Annotated in this window: 11 protein-coding genes; 5 read left to right on the forward strand and 6 right to left on the reverse strand. The window is 56.5% G+C overall.

Annotated features, from left to right (window positions below):
- Positions 1 to 151: 151 nt before the first annotated feature.
- The 4 genes from EM595_RS01380 to EM595_RS21005 all read right to left on the reverse strand — a co-directional run bounded on the left by EM595_RS01380 (position 152) and on the right by EM595_RS21005 (position 18,383).
- The gene (locus EM595_RS01380; protein ID WP_067427151.1) at positions 152 to 6,331 is read right to left on the reverse strand and encodes an Ig-like domain-containing protein; all 6,180 of its coding nucleotides are present in this window, start codon (positions 6,329 to 6,331) and stop codon (positions 152 to 154) included.
- A 278-nt stretch (positions 6,332 to 6,609) separates the two neighbouring features.
- Positions 6,610 to 14,316, reverse strand: a complete 7,707-nt coding sequence (locus tag EM595_RS01385) for an Ig-like domain-containing protein (protein WP_067427154.1) — start codon at positions 14,314 to 14,316, stop codon at positions 6,610 to 6,612.
- Between the two features lie 282 nt (positions 14,317 to 14,598).
- A complete protein-coding gene (locus tag EM595_RS01390; protein ID WP_067427157.1) occupies positions 14,599 to 16,299 on the reverse strand; it encodes an Ig-like domain-containing protein in 1,701 nt (566 codons plus the stop codon).
- Between the two features lie 347 nt (positions 16,300 to 16,646).
- Entirely contained in the window at positions 16,647 to 18,383 is a 1,737-nt protein-coding gene (locus tag EM595_RS21005; RefSeq protein WP_067427160.1) for an Ig-like domain-containing protein, read from the reverse strand.
- Positions 18,384 to 18,526: 143 nt separating this feature from the next.
- Here EM595_RS21005 and EM595_RS01400 point away from each other — a divergent pair, with 143 nt between their 5' ends.
- The 4 genes from EM595_RS01400 (at position 18,527) to gntU (ending at position 21,791) form a co-directional block, all read left to right on the forward strand.
- Positions 18,527 to 18,763, forward strand: a complete 237-nt coding sequence (locus EM595_RS01400; protein ID WP_157883836.1) for a hypothetical protein — start codon at positions 18,527 to 18,529, stop codon at positions 18,761 to 18,763.
- A 13-nt stretch (positions 18,764 to 18,776) separates the two neighbouring features.
- Positions 18,777 to 19,772 (forward strand): gluconate operon transcriptional repressor GntR, encoded by a 996-nt coding sequence (gene gntR, locus EM595_RS01405; protein ID WP_067427165.1) that lies wholly within the window; start codon positions 18,777 to 18,779, stop codon positions 19,770 to 19,772.
- A 139-nt stretch (positions 19,773 to 19,911) separates the two neighbouring features.
- Positions 19,912 to 20,454: a gluconokinase gene (gene gntK / locus EM595_RS01410; protein WP_067427168.1), complete on the forward strand. Its 543-nt coding sequence runs from the start codon at positions 19,912 to 19,914 to the stop codon at positions 20,452 to 20,454.
- Positions 20,451 to 21,791, forward strand: coding sequence for a gluconate transporter (gene gntU, locus EM595_RS01415; RefSeq protein ID WP_067427171.1), 1,341 nt, complete (start codon positions 20,451 to 20,453; stop codon positions 21,789 to 21,791). Before gntK ends, gntU begins: the two co-directional genes overlap by 4 nt.
- 35 nt (positions 21,792 to 21,826) lie before the next feature.
- Here the strand turns inward: gntU and EM595_RS01420 are convergent, their stop codons facing one another.
- Positions 21,827 to 22,420, reverse strand: a complete 594-nt coding sequence (locus EM595_RS01420; RefSeq protein WP_067427174.1) for a YhgN family NAAT transporter — start codon at positions 22,418 to 22,420, stop codon at positions 21,827 to 21,829.
- 260 nt (positions 22,421 to 22,680) lie between these two features.
- Here EM595_RS01420 and asd point away from each other — a divergent pair, with 260 nt between their 5' ends.
- Entirely contained in the window at positions 22,681 to 23,787 is a 1,107-nt protein-coding gene (gene asd, locus EM595_RS01425; RefSeq protein WP_067427177.1) for an aspartate-semialdehyde dehydrogenase, read from the forward strand.
- A gap of 798 nt (positions 23,788 to 24,585) precedes the next feature.
- Here the strand turns inward: asd and EM595_RS21010 are convergent.
- Positions 24,586 to 25,041, reverse strand: a complete 456-nt coding sequence (locus EM595_RS21010) for a hypothetical protein (protein WP_157883837.1) — start codon at positions 25,039 to 25,041, stop codon at positions 24,586 to 24,588.
- Between the last annotated feature and the right edge of the window lie 150 nt (positions 25,042 to 25,191).

The raw sequence follows: 25,191 nt of genomic DNA on the forward strand, positions 1-25,191 counted from the left end.
CTCAGTGAAGATGCTTTTTCACATAACAATTAAATAGTTATTGATTACCGCTCTAGTCAGACAATCCCTGACCATAAAAAAAGGGCCACGTTTAACATGGCCCTTTGCGTATTATCCGGCGCGCTGAGCGCCGCTATCTGTTACGGATCGATTAATAGTGATTCGTTGTGCTCTCCCACTCCTGCACCAGCGGCGCAGACGCCGGGACAAAGGCCGTTGGTTCAACCGGTTGCGTGGTGCTGAGTTCCGTCTGCGGCTCATCGAACAGCGGTGTATCAGCGTCCTGCAGCAGTGAACGCACAGTGAGTGAACGATCGATTTCAGGCGCGGTGATCGTCAGCTCAAACCAATCGGTTCTTTCCGACTCAAAGCCATATGAATCTTTCATGATGCCGACAAACGAATAATCACCGGCAGGCAAAGGCTTGTCCGGCGTCCAGCTCCAGTTGCCGTCAGAATCAATTTTTTCTGAGCCGAATACACCCCCCGTACCAAAGATTTCAATGATGCTGCCTGGCATACCGGTGCCGCGCAGTGTCGGCTGTGAATCATCGGTGGTGCTGCCACTGAACAACGGATCGATGATCGCGCCAATATCATCATCCGCAAAGAGAATGGTCAGCGGGATCGCCGGCTCGATATTCAGCGTAAACGCCCCGGAACGGTATTCGGTGCCCTGGTCATCAACGCTAACAAAGGTAAAGGTGTGCTCCCCTTGCTCCAGCGCCGGAGATGGCGTGTAGGTCCAGACGCCCCACGGATCGGCCTTCGCCTCACCATAGTATTGATCATTGACGTATACGGCGATGGTGCTGTCCGCCAGCCCATTACCGACGAAGGATGGCGTGGCGTCGTCGGTGGTGTCACCGTCAGACAGGAATGCCAGACTATGGACGTTATCCACCACGCCGTTAATGACCGGCGCAAAGTAAACCACCGGCGCATCAATGATCAGGCTGAACGTCGGGCCGGCAGGCAGCGTGGTGCCATCCGGGCTGGTGACCACCACATAAAACTCATGGCTGCCGTTGCTCAGCGTTGAGTTCGGCGTGTAGCTCCACTCGCCCTTGTCATTGATCTCTGCGTAGCTCATCAACTTGCCGTCGTAGAAGATCTCCACCGAGCCGCCTGGCGTGCCGACGCCGCGCAGCGTTGGCTGCGCATCATCGGTTGTCGAGCCGCTGGTCAGCGCATCGGTGACCTCACCGACGTTGTCATCCGCGGAAACAATGCGTCCGGTAACGTGGGCGATGATCTCCAGTGGAATCGCGTCGCTGATAAATTCGTTGCCAGCTGCGTCTGTCGATACAAAGGTAAACGCATGTTTGCCCGGCTGCAGCGCCGGTGAAGGCGTCCACGACCAGCGGCCAGCCTCGTCGACCTCAACGCTGTACTGGGTTTTGCCGTCGATGCGCACCTGCAGCGTGCTGCCGGCTACCGCGCGGCCGCTGAAGGTTGGGGTGGTATCGTCGGTCATGCCGCCGCGTGAGCCGACGGAGTTACGGCCAACGTTATCCTCAATATCAGAGACCGTCGGCGCGTAATAATCCACCGGTTTCTCGATAATCAGATCAAATGCCGGGGTTTGTGCGAGGCGGGTGCCGTCCGGGCTGATAACCGTCGCGCGGAAGCTGTAAGAGCCATCCTGCAGCGCATCCGGCGTGAAGCTCCACTCGCCATCGGCGTTGATTTTCGCCGAGCCGAGATAGCGGTAGCCGTTGTGAATCTCTACCGTACCGTTTGGCGAGCCAACGCCCTTCAGGGTTGGCGTGGTGTCGTCGGTGCGTGAGCCACTGGTCAGCGGATCGGTAGCGGCACCAACATTGTCTTCGGCAAAATCGATGCGACCGGCAACATGGCTGATGACCTCAAGGTTAAAGTCGTCGCTGGCGTATTCCTGACCGTCGGCACCGACGGTGACAAAGCTGAAGCGATGGTTGCCCGGCTCCAGCGCCGTGTCAGATGTAAATTCCCAGTAACCTAGCCAGGTTACACTCGCCTCGCCAATTTTTTCTCCGTTAAGACGGACTTCAATGGTGCTGCCCGGCATGCCGCGACCGCTGAAGCGTGGCGTGGTGTCATCCGTGCTATCGCCACTGCTCAGATAGTTGTGACGTCCTTCATCGTCGTATACGTTGGTGATGGTCGGCGCAAAATACTCAATCGGCGGCACAAATGGCGCGATATCCAGGGTAAAGATCGGGCTGGATTCCAGCGTGGTGCCGTCCGGTCCGGTGACCGAGGCGAAGAAGTTATGCTCGCCCGCTGACAGCGCCCGCGTTGGCGTAATGCTCCAGGTGCCGTCGGCGTTGATTTTCGCCGAGCCGAAGGTATTCCAGTTGCCGTAGTAAACGGTGACGATGCCGCCCGGCGTGCCGACGCCGTGCAGGGTTGGCGTGGTGTCGTCGGTACGCGCGCCGCTGGTCAGCGGATCGGTGATATCACCGACGTTGTCTTCAGCAAAATCAATGCGGCCCGCAACCTGAGTGATGACCTCAAGGTTAAAGTCGTCGCTGGCGTATTGCTGACCGTCGGCACCGACGGTGACAAAGCTGAAGCGGTGGTTGCCCGGCTCCAGCGCCGTGTCCGGCATAAAGCTCCAGTAACCCATATAGTTAACGCTGGCTTCGCCAATCTTCTCACCGTCAAGGTGTACGTCGATGATGCTGTCCGGCATGCCGCGACCGCTGAAATGTGGCGTGGTGTCGTCGGTCAGACCGCCGTTGCGCACGGTGGTCTGGTGCCTTTCATCGTCGTATACGCTGGTGACGGTTGGCGCAAAATACTCAATCGGTGGGGCAGGGAGCTGAATATCGAGTTTGAAATCAGGGCTGGCGTCCAGTGTGGTGCCGTCCGGACCGGTGACCACGGCATTAAAGCTGTGCGACCCTTCTGGCAGGTCGCGAGATGGCGTGAAGCTCCACTCGCCGTTGGCATTGATTTTCACCGAGCCGATAGGGTTCCAGTTGTCCCAGATGGTGACGATGCCGTTTGGCGTGCCGACGCCTTTCAGGGTTGGCGTGGTGTCGTCGGTGCGTGCGCCGCTGCTCAGTGGATCGGTGACGTCGCCAGCATTGTCTTCAGCCAGATCGATACGACCGGGGGTATGGGAGATGACCTGCAGATTGAACGCCTCGCTGGCGTACTCCTTGCCATCTTCGCCCAGGGTAACAAAGCGGAAAGTATGACTGCCAGGCTCCAGCGCAGTGTTTGGCTTGAAGTTCCAGTAACCCCAGTCGTTGACCTTCACTTCGCCAGCGGGTTTACCGTCCACATACACCTGAATGGTACTGCCCGGCATGCCGCCACCGTGGAAATCGGGTGCGGTATCATCGGTGTAATCACCATTTTCCAGCGCCTTATGCCACCCTACGTAATCGTAAACTTCACCCACGGTCGGCGCGAAGTATTCAACCGGCTTCGCGATGGTCAGGTCAAACGCCGGGCTTTGCGCCAGCACGGTGCCATCCGGGCCGGTGACGGTGGCATGGAAATGGTAAACGCCTTCGTCCAGCTCATAGGGCGTGAAGCTCCACTCGCCGTCGGCGTTGATTTCTGCCGAGCCAAGATAGCGGTAACCGTTATAAATATCGACCGTTCCGTTTGGTGTGCCGACGCCGTTCAGGGTTGGCGTGGTGTCATCGGTGCGTGCGCCGCTGGTCAGCGGATCGGTCACGTCGCCAACGTTGTCTTCCGCAGAGATAATGCGGCCCGCAACCTGGTTGATGATCTCAAGGTTGAAATCGTCGCTGGCATAGTGACTGCCATCTTCGCCCACGGTGACAAAGCTGAAGCGATGATCGCCTGTTGGCAGCGCCGAGCCTGGCGTCCAGGACCAGTTGCCCTGGCCATCAACCTTAGCGTCAGCGATTTTTTCACCGTGGTCATACACTTCGATGATGCTGTTTGGCATGCCGTTACCGCTGAAACGCGGCGTGGTGTCATCGGTGATATCGCCATTGCGCAGATGATTGTGCAGCTCTTTATTGTCGTAGGCAGCGTCTACGGTCGGCGCAAAATACTCAATTGGCGGCGCAACCGGCACGATCTCGAGCGTGAAGTTCGGGCCTGGCGCCAGCTCTGAGCCATATTCATTCACTTCGCGTGCAAAGAAATCGTGTGTACCCGCAGGCAGATCGTGTGATGGCGTGAAGCGCCATTCGCCATTGGCGTTGCTCTTTGCCGAGCCCAGATAGTAATAGCCCTGATAATAGATATTAACCAGGCTGTTCGGGGAGCTGGAGCCGTGCAGGGTAGGGGTTTCATCGTCGGTGCGGTCGCCAGAATGCAGCGCGTCGGTGATGTCGCCAACGTTGTCATCGGCATACAGAATCTGCGTAACCACCGGTGTCACCACGTCGAAGATGAACGGCTCGCTGGCGTGCACGTTGCCTTTGTTGTCAACCACTTCGAAGGTCAGGCTGTAACTGCCCGCTTCCAGTGCCGTTTCAGGCGTCCATGTCCACTCGCCGTTGCTGTTCACCTCGGTCTGGCCGATGGCTTTACCGTTATCGCGCACCACGATGGTCATGCCGCGGCCATAAGCGCTGCCGCTGAAGGTTGGCGTGGCGTCATCGGTTGACGCACCATTTTCTACTATGCTGTGATCGCCCTGGTTGTCGTAAACCGACCAGATTTCCGGCGTCAGTGAAGGAGGGATGGCGATTTCCAGCATAAATTCTTCGCCGGTAACCGGGGTTGCCACGCCTGGATATTCCACCACTGGATGGAAAGTATGCAGGCCCGGTGGCAGCGCCACATCCGGCGTAAAGTGCCATTCCCCTTTTTCATTGATTTGAGCTGAACCCAGCAGGCCTTTTTCGGTATAGATTTTCACCATGCCGTTTGGCGTGCCGACGCCGCGCAGCGTGGGCTGGCTGTCATCGGTGAAATAGCCGGTATATAAATTATCGGTTTGCTCGCCTACATCGTCTTCGGCGTAATTAATTCTTGCTGACAGGGCGATATTCAACGTAAAGCTCTGTTCAGAAATCTGCTCCTCACCGTCGTTGATACCGGCAAAGGTAAAGACGTTTTCACCTGGTTCAAGCGGCGTCTTCACATCATAGCGCCAGCTGCCATCGTAGTTGGCCTGGACCTCACCGATCACGTTGCCGTTAAGACGAATGATCACCATGGCGTTAACATTTGCTTTGCCGATCAGCGTCGGGGTGAAGTCAGAGGTGGTGGCACCGTTTGCAATACTATCCTCGAACGGTTCATCGACATTCGCAGCAGATGCATAAGGTGGGACAAAAGGCTCCGGAATATATGGCGCATTGACATACTGGATATCGAAGAAGTTCGATACGCTGCTTTCCACACCCTTAACGGTGCTGGTGGCATACAGCATGTTTAAACCCAGCTGCAGGTCTGAGGTGGTTTCAAAGCTGAAATTGCCATTTTCGTCAGCATAACCCTCACCTAACACTTCTCTGGTATGGACAGAGTAGATTTTTACCAGGCTGCCGGGCACGGCCTTGCCGCTGAACCGGGGACGGGCATCATCGGTGATGCCATTGTTGCTGACATTGCCGGTGCTATCGACGTTATCAAAAGCGCTCTCGATAACGGGCGCTGACGGGCGGGGTGGGGGTTCTGTTCCAACCCAGACATCAATCGTTTCGCTGGCGTAACTGACGCTGGCGGGGTTCTGCGCATCGACGGCGATTGCCTTGAAAGGGCCGGCGTAAATCGCTTCGATTTCCAGTTCCCATTTGCCGTCATTATTGGCTTGCACGCTGCCCAACACGTCGTTGAGTATATTCGTGATATAGACAATGGCTAACGGATCGGCGGTGCCTTTCAGCAGCGGCGTGGTGTCTTCGGTAAAGCGGTTTTCAATCAGCACCTCGCCGTTGCGGTTATCGTAAGCGCCCTCAATCACCGGTTTGGAAAGGAGAGGTTCCTGATCAACCGGCTGATCGGCATCAACCGGATGTTTAATCGCGCGATAATGCAGGATGAAAAAGTCTGAGTAGGCGACTTCTCCATCAGCCTGCGTGGCTTGTAGGGTAATAAATTGCTCGCCATCCGCGAAAGGCGTGGTGGTGACAAAGCTGAAGATGCCCTGATCGTTGGCATAGCCTTCGCCCAGTTTAATTCCCCGGGAGTAGACAGCTACAAGGCTTCCTGGCGCAGCGGAGCCGGTAAAACGTGGCATCGCGTCATCAATCGCGGAGCCGGGACGCACAGCGCCGGTTGTCCGTCCTGTATCACTGTAGATTTCGGTAATCATGGGAGTGACCGCGGATAACAACGTGTTCTGTGCATTCAACGTTTCATTGTTACGCGTGGTACCCGTGCGGGGATCGATCTTTGAATCTTTCATACGCTTCCTTTTTTAGGATTTTTTATAGAGGGTAAAGCTGAGCGCCATAGTGGTTTAGCGCTTTTTTTATTGCCCTGAGAAGCGTCTCGAAGCCGTGAGACTAGCGTTTATTTACGTCACTGGCGTGAAGAGATGTCATTATTGTGATGAATAATCAATGGTTTAAATTTATCGGCCAGAGCAGATAAATCGCCGCTATAAAAAAAGGGCCATGTTTAACATGGCCCTGTGCGTATTATCCGGCGCGGATAGCTCCGGGAAGGGTTACAGCAAAAGGATTAATAGAGGGTCGGCGCGATCTCCTCGGTTTGCAGCAGCGGTGCAGAAACTGGCACAAAAGCCGTTGGCTCGACCGGCGGTGTGGCGCTGATAACTGGCTCAGCCTCAGCAAACAGCGGCGCATCAGCGTCCTGCAGCAGTGAGCGCATAGTTAAAGGCTCCTGCTGATCCCATTCAATGTTTAGATTAAATACTTCGCTTTCAGCGCTTGGCAGCACATCCAGATTTTTAGGATCAATTGCCACGGCAAAGAGAGGAGCCTGACCGATTGAACCCTTGAGTTCCAGTTCCCAGTTGCCGTCTTTATCGACGATAGCAGTGCCAAAGGAATGACCTGGAACATTAACGGTTACCAAAGTAAACGGCGTGGCGGTGCCTTTCAGCAGCGGCGTTGCATCGCCGGACGGTTCGCCTTCGCCAATCAGACGCTCGCCATCGCGGTTGTCATAGGCCGCAAGGATCACCGGCGGTGGCAGTTGTTCAGGCTCAACCGGCTCCGGCTCACCCGTTACCGGCACGATCTCCAGTGCGAAGGTTGGGCTGGCAGGTGTCATGATTTTATCAGTCGTGGCACTGGATTTAGCACTGAAATGATGGATGCCCATCTCCAGTGGCTGTTCCGGAGTAAAGCTCCACTCGCCTTTACCATTGATGGTTTCTGAACCCAGCAGCTTGTCATTGTCGTAAATCCAGACAATGCCGTCTGGCACACCAAAGCCGTGCAGCGTGGGTTTCGCATCATCAGTTTGCGCACCGGCCAACAGGCTTTCTGTACTGCCAACGTCATCGGTGGCCGAGATAATGCGGTTGTCGCCTGGATAGACGATCTGCAATGCAAACAGGCTACCGTCGCTGAGGCTGTGCTCTTTGCCGTTCTCATCGATGCCGGCAACGGTGAAGAAATGCTCACGCTCACTCAGCGAAGCTAGCGGCGTCCATACCCAGAAGCCCTCGCCGTTCACCTGCACTTTAGCCTCTTCGCCGGTCACCAGATTGCGGATGACAACCGTTGAGCCCGGCTGGCCTTCGCCGCGCAGCGTTGGCGTGGTGTCATCACTGATGGCGCCAGATGGCAGTAGTTGCTGATCGCCTTCGCTGTCGATAGCGTAAAGGATATTCGGTGCCTGGAAATCATTTGGCTCGGTGATAATCAGGTCAAACGGCGCGGTTGGCGGATGAGTATAACCATCCGGATCGGTTACCAGCGCCATCAGGGCGTGACGGCCAATCTCCAACGGGTTTTCTGGCGTCACGCTCCAGGTACCGTCAGGACGGATAGTGGCTGTGCCCACCAGACCCTGAGCGTTAATAACAATCACAAAACCGTTTGGTGTACCGGTGCCGTGTAGCGTGGGCTGCGCGTCATCGGTGCGGCTGCCATCATAAAGCGGATCGGTATTGGCACCGACATCGTCATCAGCAAAGAGAATACGCACCGGAACCGGCGGTTCAATCTGCAACGTTAAACCTTTGGATGGATGCTCAACACCTTTATTGTCTATGGTGACAAAATTGAAGGTGTATTCGCCTTTTTCCAGTGCCGGAGAAGGCGTATAGGACCAGTTTCCCTGTGCGTTCACATGGATATCGCCCACGGCCTCTTCATTGATATAAACCGTGATTTTGCTGTTTGCCACGCCTCTGCCGCTAAAGGTTGGCGTGGTGTCGTCGGTGGTCGCACCGTGCGAAAGCGAGACGACGTTGCCGACGTTATCCAGGACATTTTCGATAACCGGTGCGAAATAGACCACTGGTTTAGTGATCACCAGATTAAAGGTTGGGCTTTGCGCCAGACGGGTGCCATCCGGGCTGATCACGATGGCGCGGAAGTTGTACGATCCTTCTAACAGGCCGCGTGATGGCGTCCAGCTCCACTCGCCGTTGTCATTAATGTTAGCGGTACCGTGATAGCCATAGCTGTCGTAAATATCGACTTTACCGCCCGGCGTGCCCACACCTTTCAGGGTTGGCGTGGTGTCGTCGGTGCGCGCGCCGCTGGTCAGCGGATCGGTAATCTCGCCGACGTTGTCTTCAGCAAAATTAATGCGTCCGGCAACGTGAGTGATGATCTGCAATGAGAAGTCGTTGCTGGCAAACTCGCGGCCATCTTCGCCGGTCACGACGAAGTTGAAGCGGTGGTTACCCGGTTCCAGTGCCTGCGTCTGCGTTGGCATCCAGCTCCAGTTGCCGTAGCGATCGACATACACCTCAGCGATTTTTTGATCGTTGTCGCGTACCTCGATTTTGCTGTTCGGCGTACCACGTCCGGTGAAGCGTGGGGTGGTGTCATCGGTGATGCTGCCGCTGCTCAGGTATTTCTGCATCAGCATGTTGTCGTAGGCACTGCTAATAGTTGGTGCGGCATACTCAACCGGCTTTGCAATGATCAGGTTGAACGCCGGGCTTTGCGACAGACGCGTGCCATCCGGGCTGATCACCGTAGCGCGGAAACTGTAGTTACCATCCTGCAGAGCGGCAGGTGGCGTCCAGCTCCAGTTGCCGTCGGCGTTGATATCGGCCCGGCCAATAATGCTGTAGCCATTGTAAATGTCGACCTTGCCACCCGGTGTGCCGACACCTTTTAGGGTTGGCGTAGCGTCATCGGTACGCGCGCCGTTGCCCAGCGGATCGGTGACAGAACCGACGTTATCCTCTGCCGAAGTAATGCGGCCGTTAACATGGCTAATGATCTGCAATGAGAAATCGTTGCTGGCAAACTCGCGGCCTGCTTCATCGATAGCGACAAAGCTGAAGCGGTGGTTACCCGGTTCCAGCCCCTGAGTTGAGGTCCAGATCCAGTTGCCATAGTGATCGACATACACCTCAGCGATTTTTTGATCGTTATCGCGTATCTCGATTTTGCTGTTCGGCGTGCCGCGGCCGGCGAAGCGCGGCGTGGTGTCATCGGTAATGCTGCCGTTGCTCAGGTACTTTTGTGCCAGCACGTTGTCGTAAACGTTGCTGACGGTTGGCGCAACATACTCAACCGGCTTTGCAATGATCAGGTTGAACGCCGGGCTTTGCGACAGACGCGTGCCATCCGGGCTGATCACCGTAGCGCGGAAACTGTAGTTGCCATCCTGCAGAGCGGCAGGTGGCGTCCAGCTCCAGTTGCCGTCGGCGTTGATATCGGCCCGGCCAATAATGCTGTAGCCATTGTAAATGTCGACCTTGCCACCCGGTGTGCCGACACCTTTTAGGGTTGGCGTGGCGTCATCGGTACGCGCGCCGTTGCCCAGCGGATCGGTGACAGAACCGACGTTATCCTCTGCCGAAGTAATGCGGCCGTTAACATGGCTAATGATCTGCAATGAGAAATCGTTGCTGGCAAACTCGCGGCCTGCTTCATCGATAGCGACAAAGCTGAAGCGGTGGTTACCCGGTTCCAGCCCCTGAGTTGAGGTCCAGATCCAGTTGCCATAGTGATCGACATACACCTCAGCGATTTTTTGATCGTTATCGCGTATCTCGATTTTGCTGTTCGGCGTGCCGCGGCCGGCGAAGCGCGGGGTGGTGTCATCGGTGATGCTGCCGTTGCTCAGGTATTTCTGCGTCAGCACGTTGTCGTAAACGTTGCTGACGGTTGGCGCAACATACTCAACCGGCTTCGCAATGATCAGGTTGAACGCCGGGCTTTGTGGCAGGCGCGTGCCATCCGGGCCGATCACCGTGGCGCGGAAGCTGTAGTTGCCATCCTGCAATGCACCCGCAGGCGTCCAGCTCCAGGTGCCGTCGGCGTTGATATCAGCGGTACCGATGCGGCTGTAGCCGTTGTAGATCTCAACTTTTCCGTCCGGCGTGCCGACGCCGTTCAGGGTTGGCGTGGTGTCGTCGGTGCGTGAGCCACTGCTCAGCGGATCGGTGACCGCGCCGACGTTGTCATCGGCAGAGTCGATGCGGCCCGTAACCTGGCTGATGATCTCAAGGTTAAAGTCGGCGCTGGCGTACTCCTGGCCATCCTCGCCCACGGTGACAAAGCTGAAGCGGTAATCGCCGGCTTCCAGCGGCTGGGTTGCGGTCCAGCTCCAGTTGCCATAGCGATCGACCGGCACCTCGGCGATGACCTTGTCGTTATCGCGCACTTCGATAGTGCTGTTCGGCGTGCCGCGGCCAGAAAAGCGCGGGGTGGTGTCATCGGTGATGCTGCCGTTGCTCAGGTACTTCTGCGTCAGCACGTTGTCGTAAACGTTGCTGATGGTCGGCGCGGTGTAGCTCACCGGCGGCGCGATGGTCAGGGCGAAATTCGGGCTGTTGGCCAGCACGGTGCCATCCGGGCCGGTGACTTTGGCGTAGAAATTGTGTGCGCCCGCGGCCAGCGCGGAGGACGGCGTGAAGCTCCATTCGCCGCTCTCATTGATTTTCGCCGAGCCGATCAGACGGTTGTTGTCGTAAATCCGGACGATGCCGTCCGGCGTGCCGACGCCGTTCAGGGTTGGCGTGGTGTCATCGGTGCGTCCGCCGCTGCTCAGCGCATCGGTGACGGCACCAACATTGTCTTCGGCAGAAGTAATGCGGCCCGTAACCTGGCTGATGATCTCAAGGTTAAAGTCGGCGCTGGCGTACTCCTGGCCATCCTCGCCCACGGTGACAAAGCTGAAGCGGTAATCGCCGGCTTCCAGCGGCTGGGTTGCGGTCCAGCTCCAGTTGCCGCTGCTGTTGACCGGCACCTCGGCGATAACCTTGTCGTTATCGCGCACTTCGATAGTGCTGTTCGGCGTGCCGCGGCCAGAAAAGCGCGGGGTGGTGTCATCGGTGATGCTGCCGTTGCTCAGGTACTTCTGCGTCAGCACGTTGTCGTAAACGTTGCTGATGGTCGGCGCGAAGTACTCAATCGGCGGTGCAATGGTCAGCGCGAAATTCGGGCTGTTGGCCAGCACGGTGCCATCCGGGCCGGTGACTTTGGCGTAGAAATTGTGTGCGCCCGCGGCCAGCGCGGAGGACGGCGTGAAGCTCCATTCGCCGCTCTCATTGATTTTCGCCGAGCCGATCAGACGGTTGTTGTCGTAAATCCGGACGATGCCGTCCGGCGTGCCGACGCCGTTCAGGGTTGGCGTGGTGTCGTCGGTGCGTGAGCCACTGCTCAGCGGATCGGTGACGGCGCCAACATTGTCTTCGGCAGAAGTAATGCGGCCACCCACCTGGGTGATGATCTCAAGGTTGAAATCGGCGCTGGCGTACTCGCGGCCATCCTCGCCCACGGTGACAAAGCTGAAGCGGTAATCACCGGTCTCCAGCGGCTGGGTTGCGGTCCAGCTCCAGTTGCCATAGCGATCGACCGGCACCTCGGCGATGACCTTGTCGTTATCGCGCACTTCGATAGTGCTGTTCGGCGTGCCGCGGCCAGAAAAGCGCGGGGTGGTGTCATCGGTGATGCTGCCGTTGCTCAGGTATTTCTGCGTCAGCACGTTGTCGTAAACGTTGCTGATGGTCGGCGCGAAGTACTCAATCGGCGGTGCAATGGTCAGGGAGAAATTCGGGCTGGCTGGCTGTTCCTGACCGCTGCCATTCACTTCGCGCGCGGTAAAGTCATACGAGCCCGCTGGCAACGGCGAGGAGGGGGTAAAGCTCCACTTACCGTCGGCGTTGATTTCTGCCGAACCGAGATAGAGGCGGCCTTTATAGTAAATATTCACCGTGCTGTTTGGCGTGCCGCTGCCGTGCAGCGTTGGCGTGGTGTCATCGGTACGGCCACCGTTGCTCAGCGCATCGGTGACGCTGCCAACGTTATCATCGGCATAGAGGATTTTGGTGTCTGTCGGCAACACAACCTGTAGCACGAAAGGCTCGCTGGCGTGTACCTTGCCCTGGAGATCAACAATTTCAAAGGTCAGGCTGTGGCTGCCGGTTTCCAGTGCAGGCTCGGGCGTATAGATCCAGTCGCCGAATGGATCGACCTTGATACTACCGATGACGTTGCCGCCGTCGCGCACCATCACCATTCTGCCAGGGGCATCAACATAGCCGGTGAAAGTTGGCGTGGCGTCATCGGTGGTGTCACCGCTGTCCAGCCAGCTGCTGTATCCCTGATCGTCGCGAGCATAAAGAATTTCCGGCGTCATCGAGACCGGTGTGGTGATAGTGAGGGCAAAGTAGTCGCCAGAGACAGGCTGGTCAGAATCAGGATGCGTAATAATCGGGCGGAAGCGGTGCACGCCCGGTGCCAGCGGTGACTCTGGCGTAAAGCTCCATTCGCCGTTTTCATTGACCTGAACGGAACCCAGCAGGCCACGTTCGGTGCGAATCAGCACAATGGCGTTTGGTGTGCCTGCACCATGCAGCGTCGGCTGGCTGTCATCGGTACTCTGGCCTGCTGACAGCTCGCCGATATCAAGACCCACGTTATCGTCGGCATAGGTGACGCTGACCCTGAGGGCAATGTTGAGCGTAAAGCTTGCTTCAGAAATCTGCTCAACGCCATTGTTCATGGCGGCAAAGGAAAAGATGTTTAGGCCTGGCGACAGCGGTGCTTTCGGCTCAAAGATCCAGATGCCATCTTTATTGGCCACCACTTCATCAACCACGATGTCATTGATGCGAATAATCACCGTGGCGAAAGCGTTGGCCTTACCGGTTAGCGTTGGCGTGACGTCGGTGGTGGTGCCGTCGTTACCAATCACGTCGTTAGCTGGCTCATCAATCGCGGCTTGCAGCGCATACGGCGGAATGAACGTATCCGGTAGTTCTGATTGCGGTGTGTAGGTCAGGCTAAACGGGTCAGAAGGAGGGCTGCTGACACCATCGAAGGAACTGATGGCGTAAAACGTATTTGAACCCGACGCCAGCGGTTCGGTAATGGTAAAGCTGAAGTGCCCGTTCTTGTCGGCGTAACCCTGACCAAGTAGCACGGACGTGCCTGACAGGAAAATTTCTACCAGGCTGTGAGGATCGGCTGTGCCGCTAATGACGGGCTGCGGATCATCAGTAACTCCATCCTGGTCAACGTAGCCTGTTGCGCCAACATTGTCGTAAACCGATTCAATCAACGGCGCACTTTCTGACTGAAGCCGGAGGTGAACGAGTTCGCTTCTGTAGCTGACGTTAGCTGGATTTTCCGCATCAACCGCAATCGCCTTGAACGGGCTGCCACGATTGATGTCGACTTCCAGCTCCCATTCGCCCTCAGCACTGGCCTGAATGCTGCCCACAGGCTGCCCAAAAAAGTTGGTTACGTAGACAATCGCCAGCGGATCGGCCGTGCCTTTCAGTAGCGGCGTTTTGTCGACGGTAAAGCCATTTTCAATCAGCTTTTCGCCGCTGCGGTTATCGTAAATGCCTTCAATTACCGGTCTGGAAATCGTGGGTTCGAGGTTTACCGGCTGATCGGGATCGACTGGATGCTTAAGCGGCAGGAAACTAAGAGAGATGACTTCTGAGCGCGCTTCGTCTCCGTTGCTCTGCGTCGATTTAGCAGAAATCAACTGACCACCGGCAGCGAATGGCGTGGTGCTGACAAAGCTAAACCGGCCATTTTCGTCAGCGTAGCCTTCGCCCAGCTTTGTGCTCCAGGAAAAAATTTCGACCAGGCTGCCCGGTGCGGCGGTGCCGGTGAACCGTGGCATTGGGTCATCGGTTACTCTGCCCGGAATGACCGGGCCAATGGCGGTGCCGGAGTCATTGTAGATTTCGGTAATCACCGGTGAGGTAAACAGGCCACTGCGTGCATCGGCGTCGTGCGCTGTGTCAGTAATGTGGGTTGAGTCTTTCATACGCTTCCTTGTTTAGGATTTTTTTCAGAGGGGTAAAGCTGATGGCCATAGTGGTGCACCATTTTTGCTAATGCCCTGAGAAGCGTCTTGAAGCCCGTGAGACTGACGTTTATTTACGTCAGCAGAAATTATTGCCGATCTCATTTATGCGTTTATCAATGCGTTATTGGTTTGCGCTGGCTGCAGCCATCCGGGAAAAGCAGATAAAAAAAGAGCCATGATCATCATGGCTCTTTGCAGGTATCCGGCGTGGATCACGCTGGAGAAGGGACAGAAAAAGAATTAATAAAGAGGCAACACGATCTCTTCGGTTTGCAGCAGCGAGGGGGATGCCGGAACAAAGCCGACAGGCTCAGCGGGCTGCGTGGTGCTGAGGGCCGGTTCAGCTTCAGCGAACAGCGGTGCGTCGGCTTCCTGCAGCAGTGAGCGCCGATTGATATTTTCCGGCACCACGGCGACCGGCACAATCTCCAGTTCAAACGTCGGGCTGGATGGCGTTCTGGCACCGGAAAACAGGTCGGTGGACATGGCACTGAACTGGTGGATGCCCTCTGACAGCGGCTGCTCCGGGGTAAAGCTCCATTCGCCTTTGCCGTTAATTATGCCCGATCCCAGCAGACGACCATTGTCGTAGATCCAGATGTCGCCATAAGGTAAGCCAAAGCCGTGCAGCGTAGGGCGGGCATCGTCGGTTTGTGCGCCGGCCAGCAGGGTTTCAGTGTCGCCAACATCATCGGTCACCGAGGTAATACCGTTGTCGGTGGGGTGAACGATGTTGATCGGGAAAAGCGCACTGACATCGCCATATTCATCGCCATTTTCATCAATGCCGACCACGGTGAAAATGTGCTCACCCTCGCTGAGTGAAGCCACCGGCTTCCAGGCCCACCAGCCCTCGCTATCCACCTTCACTTCAGCAGAATCGCCGGTAGCAAGATCGCGTACGACGATCGTCGCGCCCGGTTCGCCCTGGCCACGCAGCGTCGGCATGGTATCGTCGCTGGTTCCGCCTGGTGCAACCAGGCCCTGTCGACCCTGGCCATCATGAATGGAGTCAATGGTCGGTATCTGCGAAGTCAACGGCACCAGCTTTGAGCCCTCACCTGACGCGCTGCTTCCCGAAGCAGCAGCCTCCGCCGCGGCGGCCTGCTCAGCGGCGGCTTTAGCGGCAGCCTCCACCGCGGCGGCCTGCTCAGCGGCGGCTTTAGCGGCAGCCTCCGCCGCTTCAATAATTTTATCAGTCTGCTCATCGGCACCCGCGGTTTGAGCACTCACTGGCGGTGTTATCTGCAGGATAAAAGGCGCGCTGGCATGCACGTTGCCCTGGCTATCAATGATTTCAAACGTCAGGCTGTGGCTGCCGGCTTCCAGCGCCGGATTCGGCGTATACGTCCAGTCGCCATATTCTTCCACTTCAACAGAACCTGTCACTTTGCCGTGATCGCGTACCAGGATAGTCATGCCGGGGGCATCGACAAAGCCGGTAAAGGTTGGCGTGGTGTCATCGGTGGTCGCGCCACTGTTGAGCCAGCTGCTACGTCCTTCATTGTCGCGCACGTCCATGATTTCCGGCGTCAGCGGCACCGGTGCAATCACCGTCAGCTCAAACCAGGCACCGGAGAGTGAATTGTCGGCATCAGGATGGCTGATAACCGGGCGAAAACGGTGCACGCCCGGCGGCAGTGCTATTTCTGGCGTAAAACGCCATTCGCCGTTTTCATTCACCTGAACGGAACCGAGCAGGCCACGTTCGGTATAAATCTTCACAATGGCGTTTGGCGTACCGGCACCCTGCAACGTCGGCTGGCTGTCATCGGTGTACTGGCGCGCTGACAAATTGCCGGTTTCAGGCCCGACATTATCTTCGGCATGTTTGATACTTACTGCGAGAGCGATCTCCTGTGCAACGTCGTGCGCGGCTGCCTGCTGCAGCTGTTCAACGGCGGCGCCTGAACCATTATCATTATAAAGGCCCGCAGACATGGATGACGCCAGCAGATCGCGCACAGGGAGTCTGTCGGTATGAGGTATTGTGCCAGTGCGTGAGGCGTTTATTGAGTTGTTCATATACTTCCTTATTGAGGCTATTTTTAGAGGGATGGTGCCGGACCATAGTCGATTAACTGTTTTTTGAATGCCCTGAGAAGCGTCCTGAAACAGCAAGGTGAGGGGGGATTAAGGCAGGGTTGATATTAATATTATCAATGGGTTATTTTGATTCTTCCTGATTGCGGATATAAAAAAGGCCATGAAAACATGGCCAGATAAGCAGGGCGCAACGCCCTGCTCTGTGTGCAGTGGGTTATATGCCGCTGCACAATTGATGACGGTTACCAGGTGGTGGTATCGTCCAGATCCTGTTGAATCAGACCTGTATTCACCGGCGCGTAAGCCATCGGCTCAGTGGGCTGCGTGGTGCCAACAGCGTTCTCTTCCTGCGGGAACAGCAGTTCGTTGCCGTCCTGCAGCAGCGTTTCGGTAGAGAAGGGGGTAACGGCGCGGGAGAGATCGAAAGTCACTTCAATCGGCTCGCTACGATCGCTGATATTGCCCGGATTCTCAGGGTTGCTGGCTATTGCAAAGAACTGGTTGCCACGAGGTCCTGGAATTTCATACGACCACTCGCCCTGAGCGTTTGCTTCTGTCATGCCAATCAGGTTACCGACACGATCGAGAATGCCTATGGTAGCCAGTGGATCGGAGGTGCCTTTCAACACTGGCGTGATGTCGCGTGAGATGCCGTCTTCAATACGGATATCTTCACCAGAACGGTTGTCATAAATGCCTTCAATCACCGGTATGGAAGGCTGCGGGCGTGGCAGTGGCTCAACTGGCGGCAACGGATCGACCGGTGGTTCTACCGGCGGCTCAACAGGTGGCAGTGGATCAACCGGCGGTTCGACCGGTGGCTCAACTGGCGGCAACGGATCGACCGGTGGCTCAACAGGCGGCAATGGATCGACCGGTGGTTCTACCGGCGGCAGTTCGCCGTTCACAATGTTCAGTTCCAGAGGCTGTGGTGCGAAGCTGAAGGAGCCATCCGCGCCAGCCACTTCGATGTAGAAGCTGTGATCGCCTGCCACAAGATCTGCGTCTGGCGTGAACGACCATTCGCCTTTTTCATTGATCGGGGCGGTGCCAAGCATGCGGCCGTTATCAAGGATAAACACCGTGCCGTTTGGCGCGCCGGTGCCGAACAGGGTTGGACGGCTGTCGTCAGTTTGCGCACCGACATTGTCGCCCGCGTCGTTCAGCGCGCCGACAATGGCTGCGGCTACCGGAGCGGCTACGGTCAGCGCAAAGCTTTCCGGGCTGATACGCATTGCACCGGTGCTATCAATGCCGCCAAAGGTCAGCGTATGCTCACCGTTGTTCAGCGCTGGCTCATAGCTCCACATGCCGTTGCGATCTGCCTGCACGGAGCCAATTTGCTGACCATTATCGAAGATATAAACCAGCGCATTGCGATCGGCGTGGCCGTACAAGGTTGGCGATGCATCATCGGTAGAGGTGCCGTTCTGCAGGCGACCCTGACGTGGACCCTGGTTGTCCACCACGTCGTAAACGCCCGGCGCGATGAAAGGCACCGTGGGCTCCACTGGCGGCTCAACCGGTGGTTCTACCGGCGGCAGCGGATCGACCGGCGGCTCAACAGGTGGTTCAACCGGCGGAACTGGATCAACAGTGCCTTCGCCATTCCAGAAAATGACCGTCTGCGGCGCTGAAGAGGGGCTGGTTTCGTTATTCAACTCGGCGCGAGCAGAAATCAGCTGAGGTCCGGCAAGCAGCGGCGTAGTGATTTCAAAATTAAAGATGCCGAACTGATTGGCATAGCCTTCGCCAACTTTGACGCCGTTAGCCCAGATCGAGACCAGGCTGCCTGGTGCTGCAATGCCTTCAAATACTGGCGTGGAATCGGTGGAGGTGACGCCATCACCGACCGGCATTAATGGACTGCCAGAGCTTTCATAAATGGTGCTGATGACCGGCGCCGCGATAGCCAGTTGCTCAAAGCGGTTGGTCTGGTTTTCCTGGGGGGTGGGGCGATTAAAAGTGTTTCTTTTCATGAGATGTTCCTTATTAAGCGCATCAGATGATGATGCGTCTGTGGCACATCCTTGTTCAGAACGTTAAAGGGGTGCGTTAAGAAGCGTCCCGAATGGTCCTGAAACGACACTTCATTACATTCGCGTGTGATGGTAAACGCGAAATGAAAACTATTCGCATAAAGAACTTTACAGACGCGAATGATAATGATTATTATTGCTCTGCGTTCTCAGCCGGTCTGCTGGCCGTCTGTGAAAGCACGACATTGCTCACATTGCTTCCAGTATTTCTTGCCAGCCTTGCGCTGGCTTTTTTTTGCCCTGCATTTGCCGTCGATAACCACCTTCTCTTACAGGCGTTCTCGCGCTTTTTTGATAGACTCAGCCCATCACTTCTTTAGCTGCCTGATTCCGATGAAGAAAAAAAGACCTGTGTTGCAGGATGTCGCCGATCGCGTGGGCATCACCAAAATGACGGTTAGTCGCTATCTGCGTAATCCTGAGCAGGTCTCTTTTGCGCTGCGCGATAAGATTGCCGCGGCGCTGGATGAGCTGGGATACATTCCCAATCGCGCGCCTGACATGCTCTCTAATGCCACCAGCCGCGCCATCGGCGTGCTGCTGCCGTCATTAACCAATCAGGTGTTTGCCGATGTGCTGCGCGGCATTGAAACGGTCACCGACGCGGCGGGTTATCAAACGCTGGTGGCGCACTTTGGCTATAACGCGGAGAAAGAGGAATTACAGCTGCGTTCCTTGCTCGGCTGGAACATCGATGGCGTGATCCTCACCGAACGTAGCCATACGCCGGGCAGCCTGCGCATGCTGGAAACCGCCGGCATTCCGGTGATTGAGATGATGGACAGCCTGTCGCCGTGCCTGGATATGGCGGTGGGGTTTAACAATATTGAGGCGGCGCGACAGATGACGCAGGCGATCCTGCACAAAGGTTATCGGCACACCGTTTATCTCGGCGCCCGTCTGGATGAACGCACGCTGCAAAAGCAGCAGGGCTATGAGCAGGCGATGCGGGAAGCGGGGCTGACGCCGCACAGCGTGATGATGGAGAAAGCGTCGTCCTTCTCAGCTGGAGCAATGCTGCTGCATGAGGCGCGCAGTCGCCATCCTGAAACCGATAGCCTGTTCTGTACCAACGACGATCTGGCGGTCGGCGCCATGTTTGAGTGCCAGCGGCTGGGATTACAGGTGCCGCAGGATATGGCGATTGCCGGTTTCCATGGCCATGATATTTGCCAGGTGGTCAATCCGCGGCTGGCCACGGTATTAACGCCACGTGAGCAGATGGGCGAACAGGCCGCTACCATGCTGCTGGCGCGCATCGCGGGCGATACCAGTAAACCGCAGCCCTGCGATATCGGCTTTTCTATTCTTGAAGGTGGCAGCATCTGAATTTGCCAGTTTTACGAGCTGGCTCACACTTTCGTACTTTTCACCGCTGAACGGTTGCTACGCTTTGCGCACCTCCTGACAATGCTGTTCATATTGTTATCGGTAACATTGCATAAAACCTTCGCCGGAGAAAACCTCTATGTCCACATATCTACCGCCGCATCACGTCTTTATCCTGATGGGCGTTTCAGGCAGCGGCAAATCCGTCGTGGCCAGCGACGTGTCGCACCAACTCAGCACCGCCTTTCTTGACGGTGATTTCCTGCATCCGCGCGCCAATATCATGAAAATGGCTGATGGCCATCCCTTGAATGATGAAGATCGCCAGCCATGGTTACAGGCGCTAAATGATGCAGCGTTTGCCATGCAGCGCACCCAGCCAATCTCGATTATCGTCTGCTCAGCACTGAAAAAGCAGTACCGCGACATCCTGCGTCAGGGCAATCACAACCTGAAATTTATCTACATGAAAGGCGATTTCGACACCATTGAAGCCCGCCTGCGTGCGCGCAAAGGGCACTTTTTCAAGCCGCAGATGCTGGTAACGCAGTTCGCTACGCTGGAAGAGCCGGGTGCAGATGAGCCAGACGTGCTGACCATCGATATCGACCAAACCGTGCAAAACGTGGTGGCCGATACGGTTGCCGCCATCAAGGACGCGATTGCTAAAGGTCAGGCATGAGCACGGCAACGCTAATTTTAACCGCTGCTGGCTCGGTACTGTTGTTGCTGTTTCTGGTGATGAAAGCACGACTGCACGCTTTCGTAGCGCTAATGATGGTCTCGGTTGGCGCGGGCCTGTTCTCCGGCATGCCGCTGGATCAGATAGCGGAAACCATGCAAAAAGGCATGGGCGGTACGCTCGGTTTTCTGGCGATTGTGGTCGCGCTGGGCGCGATGTTTGGCAAAATCTTGCATGAAACCGGCGCGGTCGATCAAATCGCCATTCGCATGCTCAACGCTTTTGGCGAGAATCGCGCGCATTACGCCATGGGCATCGCCGGGTTGATCTGCGCACTGCCGCTGTTTTTTGAGGTCGCAGTGGTGCTGCTGATTAGCATCGCCTTTGCCGTGGCGCGCCGCACCCACGATAATCTGGTGAAGCTGGTGATTCCACTGTTTGCTGGCGTGGCGGCCTCGGCGGCCTTTCTGCTGCCTGGCCCGGCGCCGATGCTGCTGGCATCGCAGATGCATGCCGATTTTGGCTGGATGATTTTGCTTGGTCTCTGCGCGGCGATTCCGGGCATGCTGATCGCCGGTCCGCTGTTCGGCAACCTGATTGCGCGGCACGTCACCTTCAGCTCACCGCCGGAAGATCATCAGCCCGATGTGCATGAAAGCAAGCTGCCGTCGTTTGGCTTCAGCATCTCGCTGATCCTTTTCCCGCTGGTGCTGGTTGGTCTGAAAACCATCGGCGCACGCTTTACCCCAGAAGGCTCGCAGCTGTATCAGTGGCTGGAGTTTATCGGGCATCCGTTTATTGCCATTCTGCTCGCCTGTCTGGTGGCGATTTATGGCCTGGCCGGGCGTCAGGGTATGGAAAAAGAGAAGGTGATGGAAATCTGCGGCAGCGCGCTGCAACCGGCAGGCATTATTTTGCTGGTGATCGGTGCAGGCGGCGTGTTCAAGCAGGTGCTGGTGGATTCGGGCGTTGGCCCGGTGCTCGGCCATGCGTTGACCGGTGCGGGGTTACCCATCGCGCTGGCCTGCTTTATTCTGTCGGCGGCGGTCAGGGTCATTCAGGGATCGGCCACGGTCGCCTGTCTGACCGCGGTGGGGTTAGTGATGCCGGTGATTGAGCCGCTGCACTACAACGGCGCGCAGATGGCGGCGCTGTCGATCTGCATTGGCGGCGGTTCCATTGTGCTGAGCCACGTTAACGACGCCGGTTTTTGGCTGTTTGGCCGCTTTACCGGCGCCACCGAAGGCGAAACGTTGAAAACCTGGACGCTGATGGAGACCATTCTCGGTACGGTCGGCGCGGTAATCGGCATGATCGCCTTTACGCTGCTCTCCTGACATCACGCGCGGGCGACGCTCAGTCGCCCGCCGTTTTACAACTTCATGTAGGCGCGAATGCCATCCAGAAACATCTGTGTCGCCAGCATAATCAGAATCAAGCCCATCAAACGCTCCAGCGCATTGACCCCTTTCTCGCCCAGCAGGCGAATAAACAGCCCTGACATCAGCAGCACCGCCACCGTAATTCCCCAGGCAAACAGCAGCGCCAGCACCAGATAAGACATCTGGTTGGGATATTGATGCGACAGCAGCATCAGCGTCGCCAGCAGCGACGGCCCGGCCACCAGTGGAATCGCCAGCGGCACTAAAAAGGGTTCTTCACCCACCGGCAGGCCGCTGGCGTTGCTTTCATGCGAAGGGAAAATCATTTTGATGGCGATCAGGAAAAGAATAATGCCGCCGGAAATCGACACCGTTTCGGTGCGCAGATTAAGGAAGGTCAGAATTTTTTCACCGGCAAACAGAAACAGCAGCATCAGAGCCAGCGCGATCAACATTTCGCGAATCAGCACCACGCGCCGTCTTTTGGGTTCGAGATGCTTGAGCACCGACATAAATATCGGCAGATTGCCCAGCGGATCCATGATTAACAATAATAATATGGTTGCCGAAATCATTTCAGTCATTTGTATTACTCTGCGTGATCGCCCGCTCAGGCGGTTATTAGCGGTACTGCTGAAAATCGTAGCGCTATCGAATTAATTCACTTGCCAGAAGTGCAGCATTTTGTAGAGTTGATACCCATTAGTAAATCGTATATCCCGAAATAAGGCGCGGCTTTTTGCCCCAGCCCCTTTCAGCTCTGTTTTCAGCATGAATTTCGGTTAATGTTCGCCTGTCCAGCTGAGAGTCTCAGCTGGTGTTTCGTCCGCTAAAGAGGCAATAAATGAAATCTGTAGGCTTAATCGGCTGGCGCGGTATGGTCGGCTCAGTACTGATGCAGCGTATGACTGAAGAGCGCGACTTTGATGTTATTCGTCCGGTTTTTTTCTCCACCTCGCAGCACGGAGAGGCGGCGCCGGCGATCGGCGGTCAATCAGCCGGTACGCTGCAGGATGCCTTTGATATTGAGGCGCTGCGTGCGCTGGATATCATTATTACCTGCCAGGGCGGCGATTATACCAACGATGTTTATCCGCGCCTGCGTGCCAGCGGCTGGCAGGGTTACTGGATTGATGCTGCCTCTTCGCTGCGTATGCAGGACGATGCGATCATTATCCTCGATCCGGTCAACCAGCATGTGATTCAGCAGGGTCTGGATCAGGGCATTAAAACTTTTGCTGGCGGCAACTGTACCGTGAGCCTGATGCTGATGTCGCTGGGCGGCCTGTTCGCGCAGGATCTGGTGGAGTGGGCGTCGGTTGCAACCTATCAGGCCGCTTCCGGCGGCGGCGCACGTCATATGCGGGAACTGCTGAACCAGATGGGCCAGCTGCATGGTCATGTGGGCGATCTGCTGCAAAACCCGGCCTCGGCCATTCTGGATATCGAACGCAAGGTGACCGAGCTGAGCCGTTCCGGTGGTTTGCCGGTCGATAACTTCGGCGTGCCGCTGGCGGGCAGTCTGATTCCGTGGATCGACAAGCAGCTGGACAACGGCCAGAGCCGCGAAGAGTGGAAAGGCCAGGCAGAAACCAACAAGATCCTCGGCACTTCACAGGTGATTCCAGTGGATGGGCTGTGCGTGCGTGTTGGCGCGCTGCGCTGCCACAGCCAGGCATTTACCCTGAAGCTGAAAAAAGATGTGCCGCTGGCCGAGATCGAGCAGATGCTGGCCACGCACAACCAGTGGGTGAAAGTGGTGCCAAACGATCGCGATATTACCATGCGTGAACTGACGCCTGCCGCGGTGACCGGTACGCTCGCAACACCGGTAGGCCGCCTGCGCAAGCTGAATATGGGCCCGGAATACCTGTCGGCATTTACGGTCGGCGATCAGTTGCTGTGGGGCGCGGCGGAGCCATTACGTCGGATGCTGCGCCTGCTGGCATAAAGCGGGGGAGTGCTGCCCGAAAACGGGTGGCTTGCCTTGCAGGCGGCTTTTAAGGTCAATGACTTAAGGTCAATGACTTAAGGTCAACAGCCATTTCGTACAGGCTAAAGCCTGCCCGAGCAGGGCCAGGTCAAAGGCCATTTCGTTCTGCCCGAAGGCAGCCCGGGCAGGGCCAGGTCAAAGGCCATTTCGCTCTGCCTGAAGGCAGCCCGAGCAGGGCCAGGTCAAAGGCCATTTCGTTCTGCCTGAAGGCAGCCCGAGCAGGGCCAGGTCAAAAGCGATTTCGTACAGGCTAAAGCCTGCCCGAGCAGGGCCGGCAGTCGCCCCGGCCCTGCACCCGCGCTATCCGGCAAACACAACCGCCCGCTGCGCGGGTGCCCTCAGCAAAAGCGTTTTCCTGACGGACCAGGCGCGATTCGCTCCCGGCTCAGCGCGCCTTCTCGCCGCATCCCTGCGGCTCATCCTGGAAAACACTTTTCCCTCGGCGTTTGTGATGCCTCTAAAGGTCAACACCCAGGTCAAAACCAAAAAAACCAAAACTCAAAACTCAAAACTCAAAACCTAAAGTTAAATGCCCAAAGTCCAAAGTCCAAAGTCCAAAGTCCAAAGTCCAAAGTCCAAAGCCCAAAGCCCAAAGCCCAAAAGCCCAAAAGCCCAAAGCCCAAAGCCCAAAGCCCAAAGCCCAAAGCCCAAAGTCCAAAGTCCAAAGTCCAAAGTCCAAAGTCCAAAGTCCAAAGTCCAAAGTCCAAAGCGTGAAGCCTTAAGTCCAACAAACTAAAAAATTGAAGTGCCTATGACTTAGATATTTGGGTTTTGACCTGGGTTTTGACTTGGGGGTTGACCTTGAGGAGGCATCACCACCGCTGAGGAGGTGAACATTTTAGGATGGCCCGCCATGGATGGCGGGACAAGGGAGCGCTGAGCAGGAGCGAATCGCGAGCGGTCCATGAAGAAATGTGAACCGACGAAGGTACCCGCCTGCGGCGGGCGGTTGTGTTTGCCGGATAGCCGGGGTGCAGGGGCGGGGCGCATGCCGCCCCTGCTCGGGCAGGCTTTAGCCTGTACGAAATGGCCGTTGACCTTAAAGACATTGACCTTAAAGACATTGACCTTAAAGACATTGACCTTAAAGACATTGACCTTAAAGACATTGACCTTAAAGACGTTGACCCTAAAAGCCCGCCTGCAAGGCATAACGAAATAGCCGTTGACGTTGACCTTAAAAGCCCGCCTGCAAGGCAAAAACGCCCTCAAGCCGCTGGCTTAAGGCTGCCCAGCCGGCACAAGGCTTCACTAATCGCTGGACTTAATGGCCGCGCCGCCAGGCAACTCCCACTTGACCAGACCGCGATAATATCGCTAGGTTGGTAGCGTCCCCTGGCTGGAGGCACACGCACGGTGATG

The organism is Duffyella gerundensis, from assembly GCF_001517405.1.
Taxonomy (GTDB): domain Bacteria; phylum Pseudomonadota; class Gammaproteobacteria; order Enterobacterales; family Enterobacteriaceae; genus Duffyella; species Duffyella gerundensis.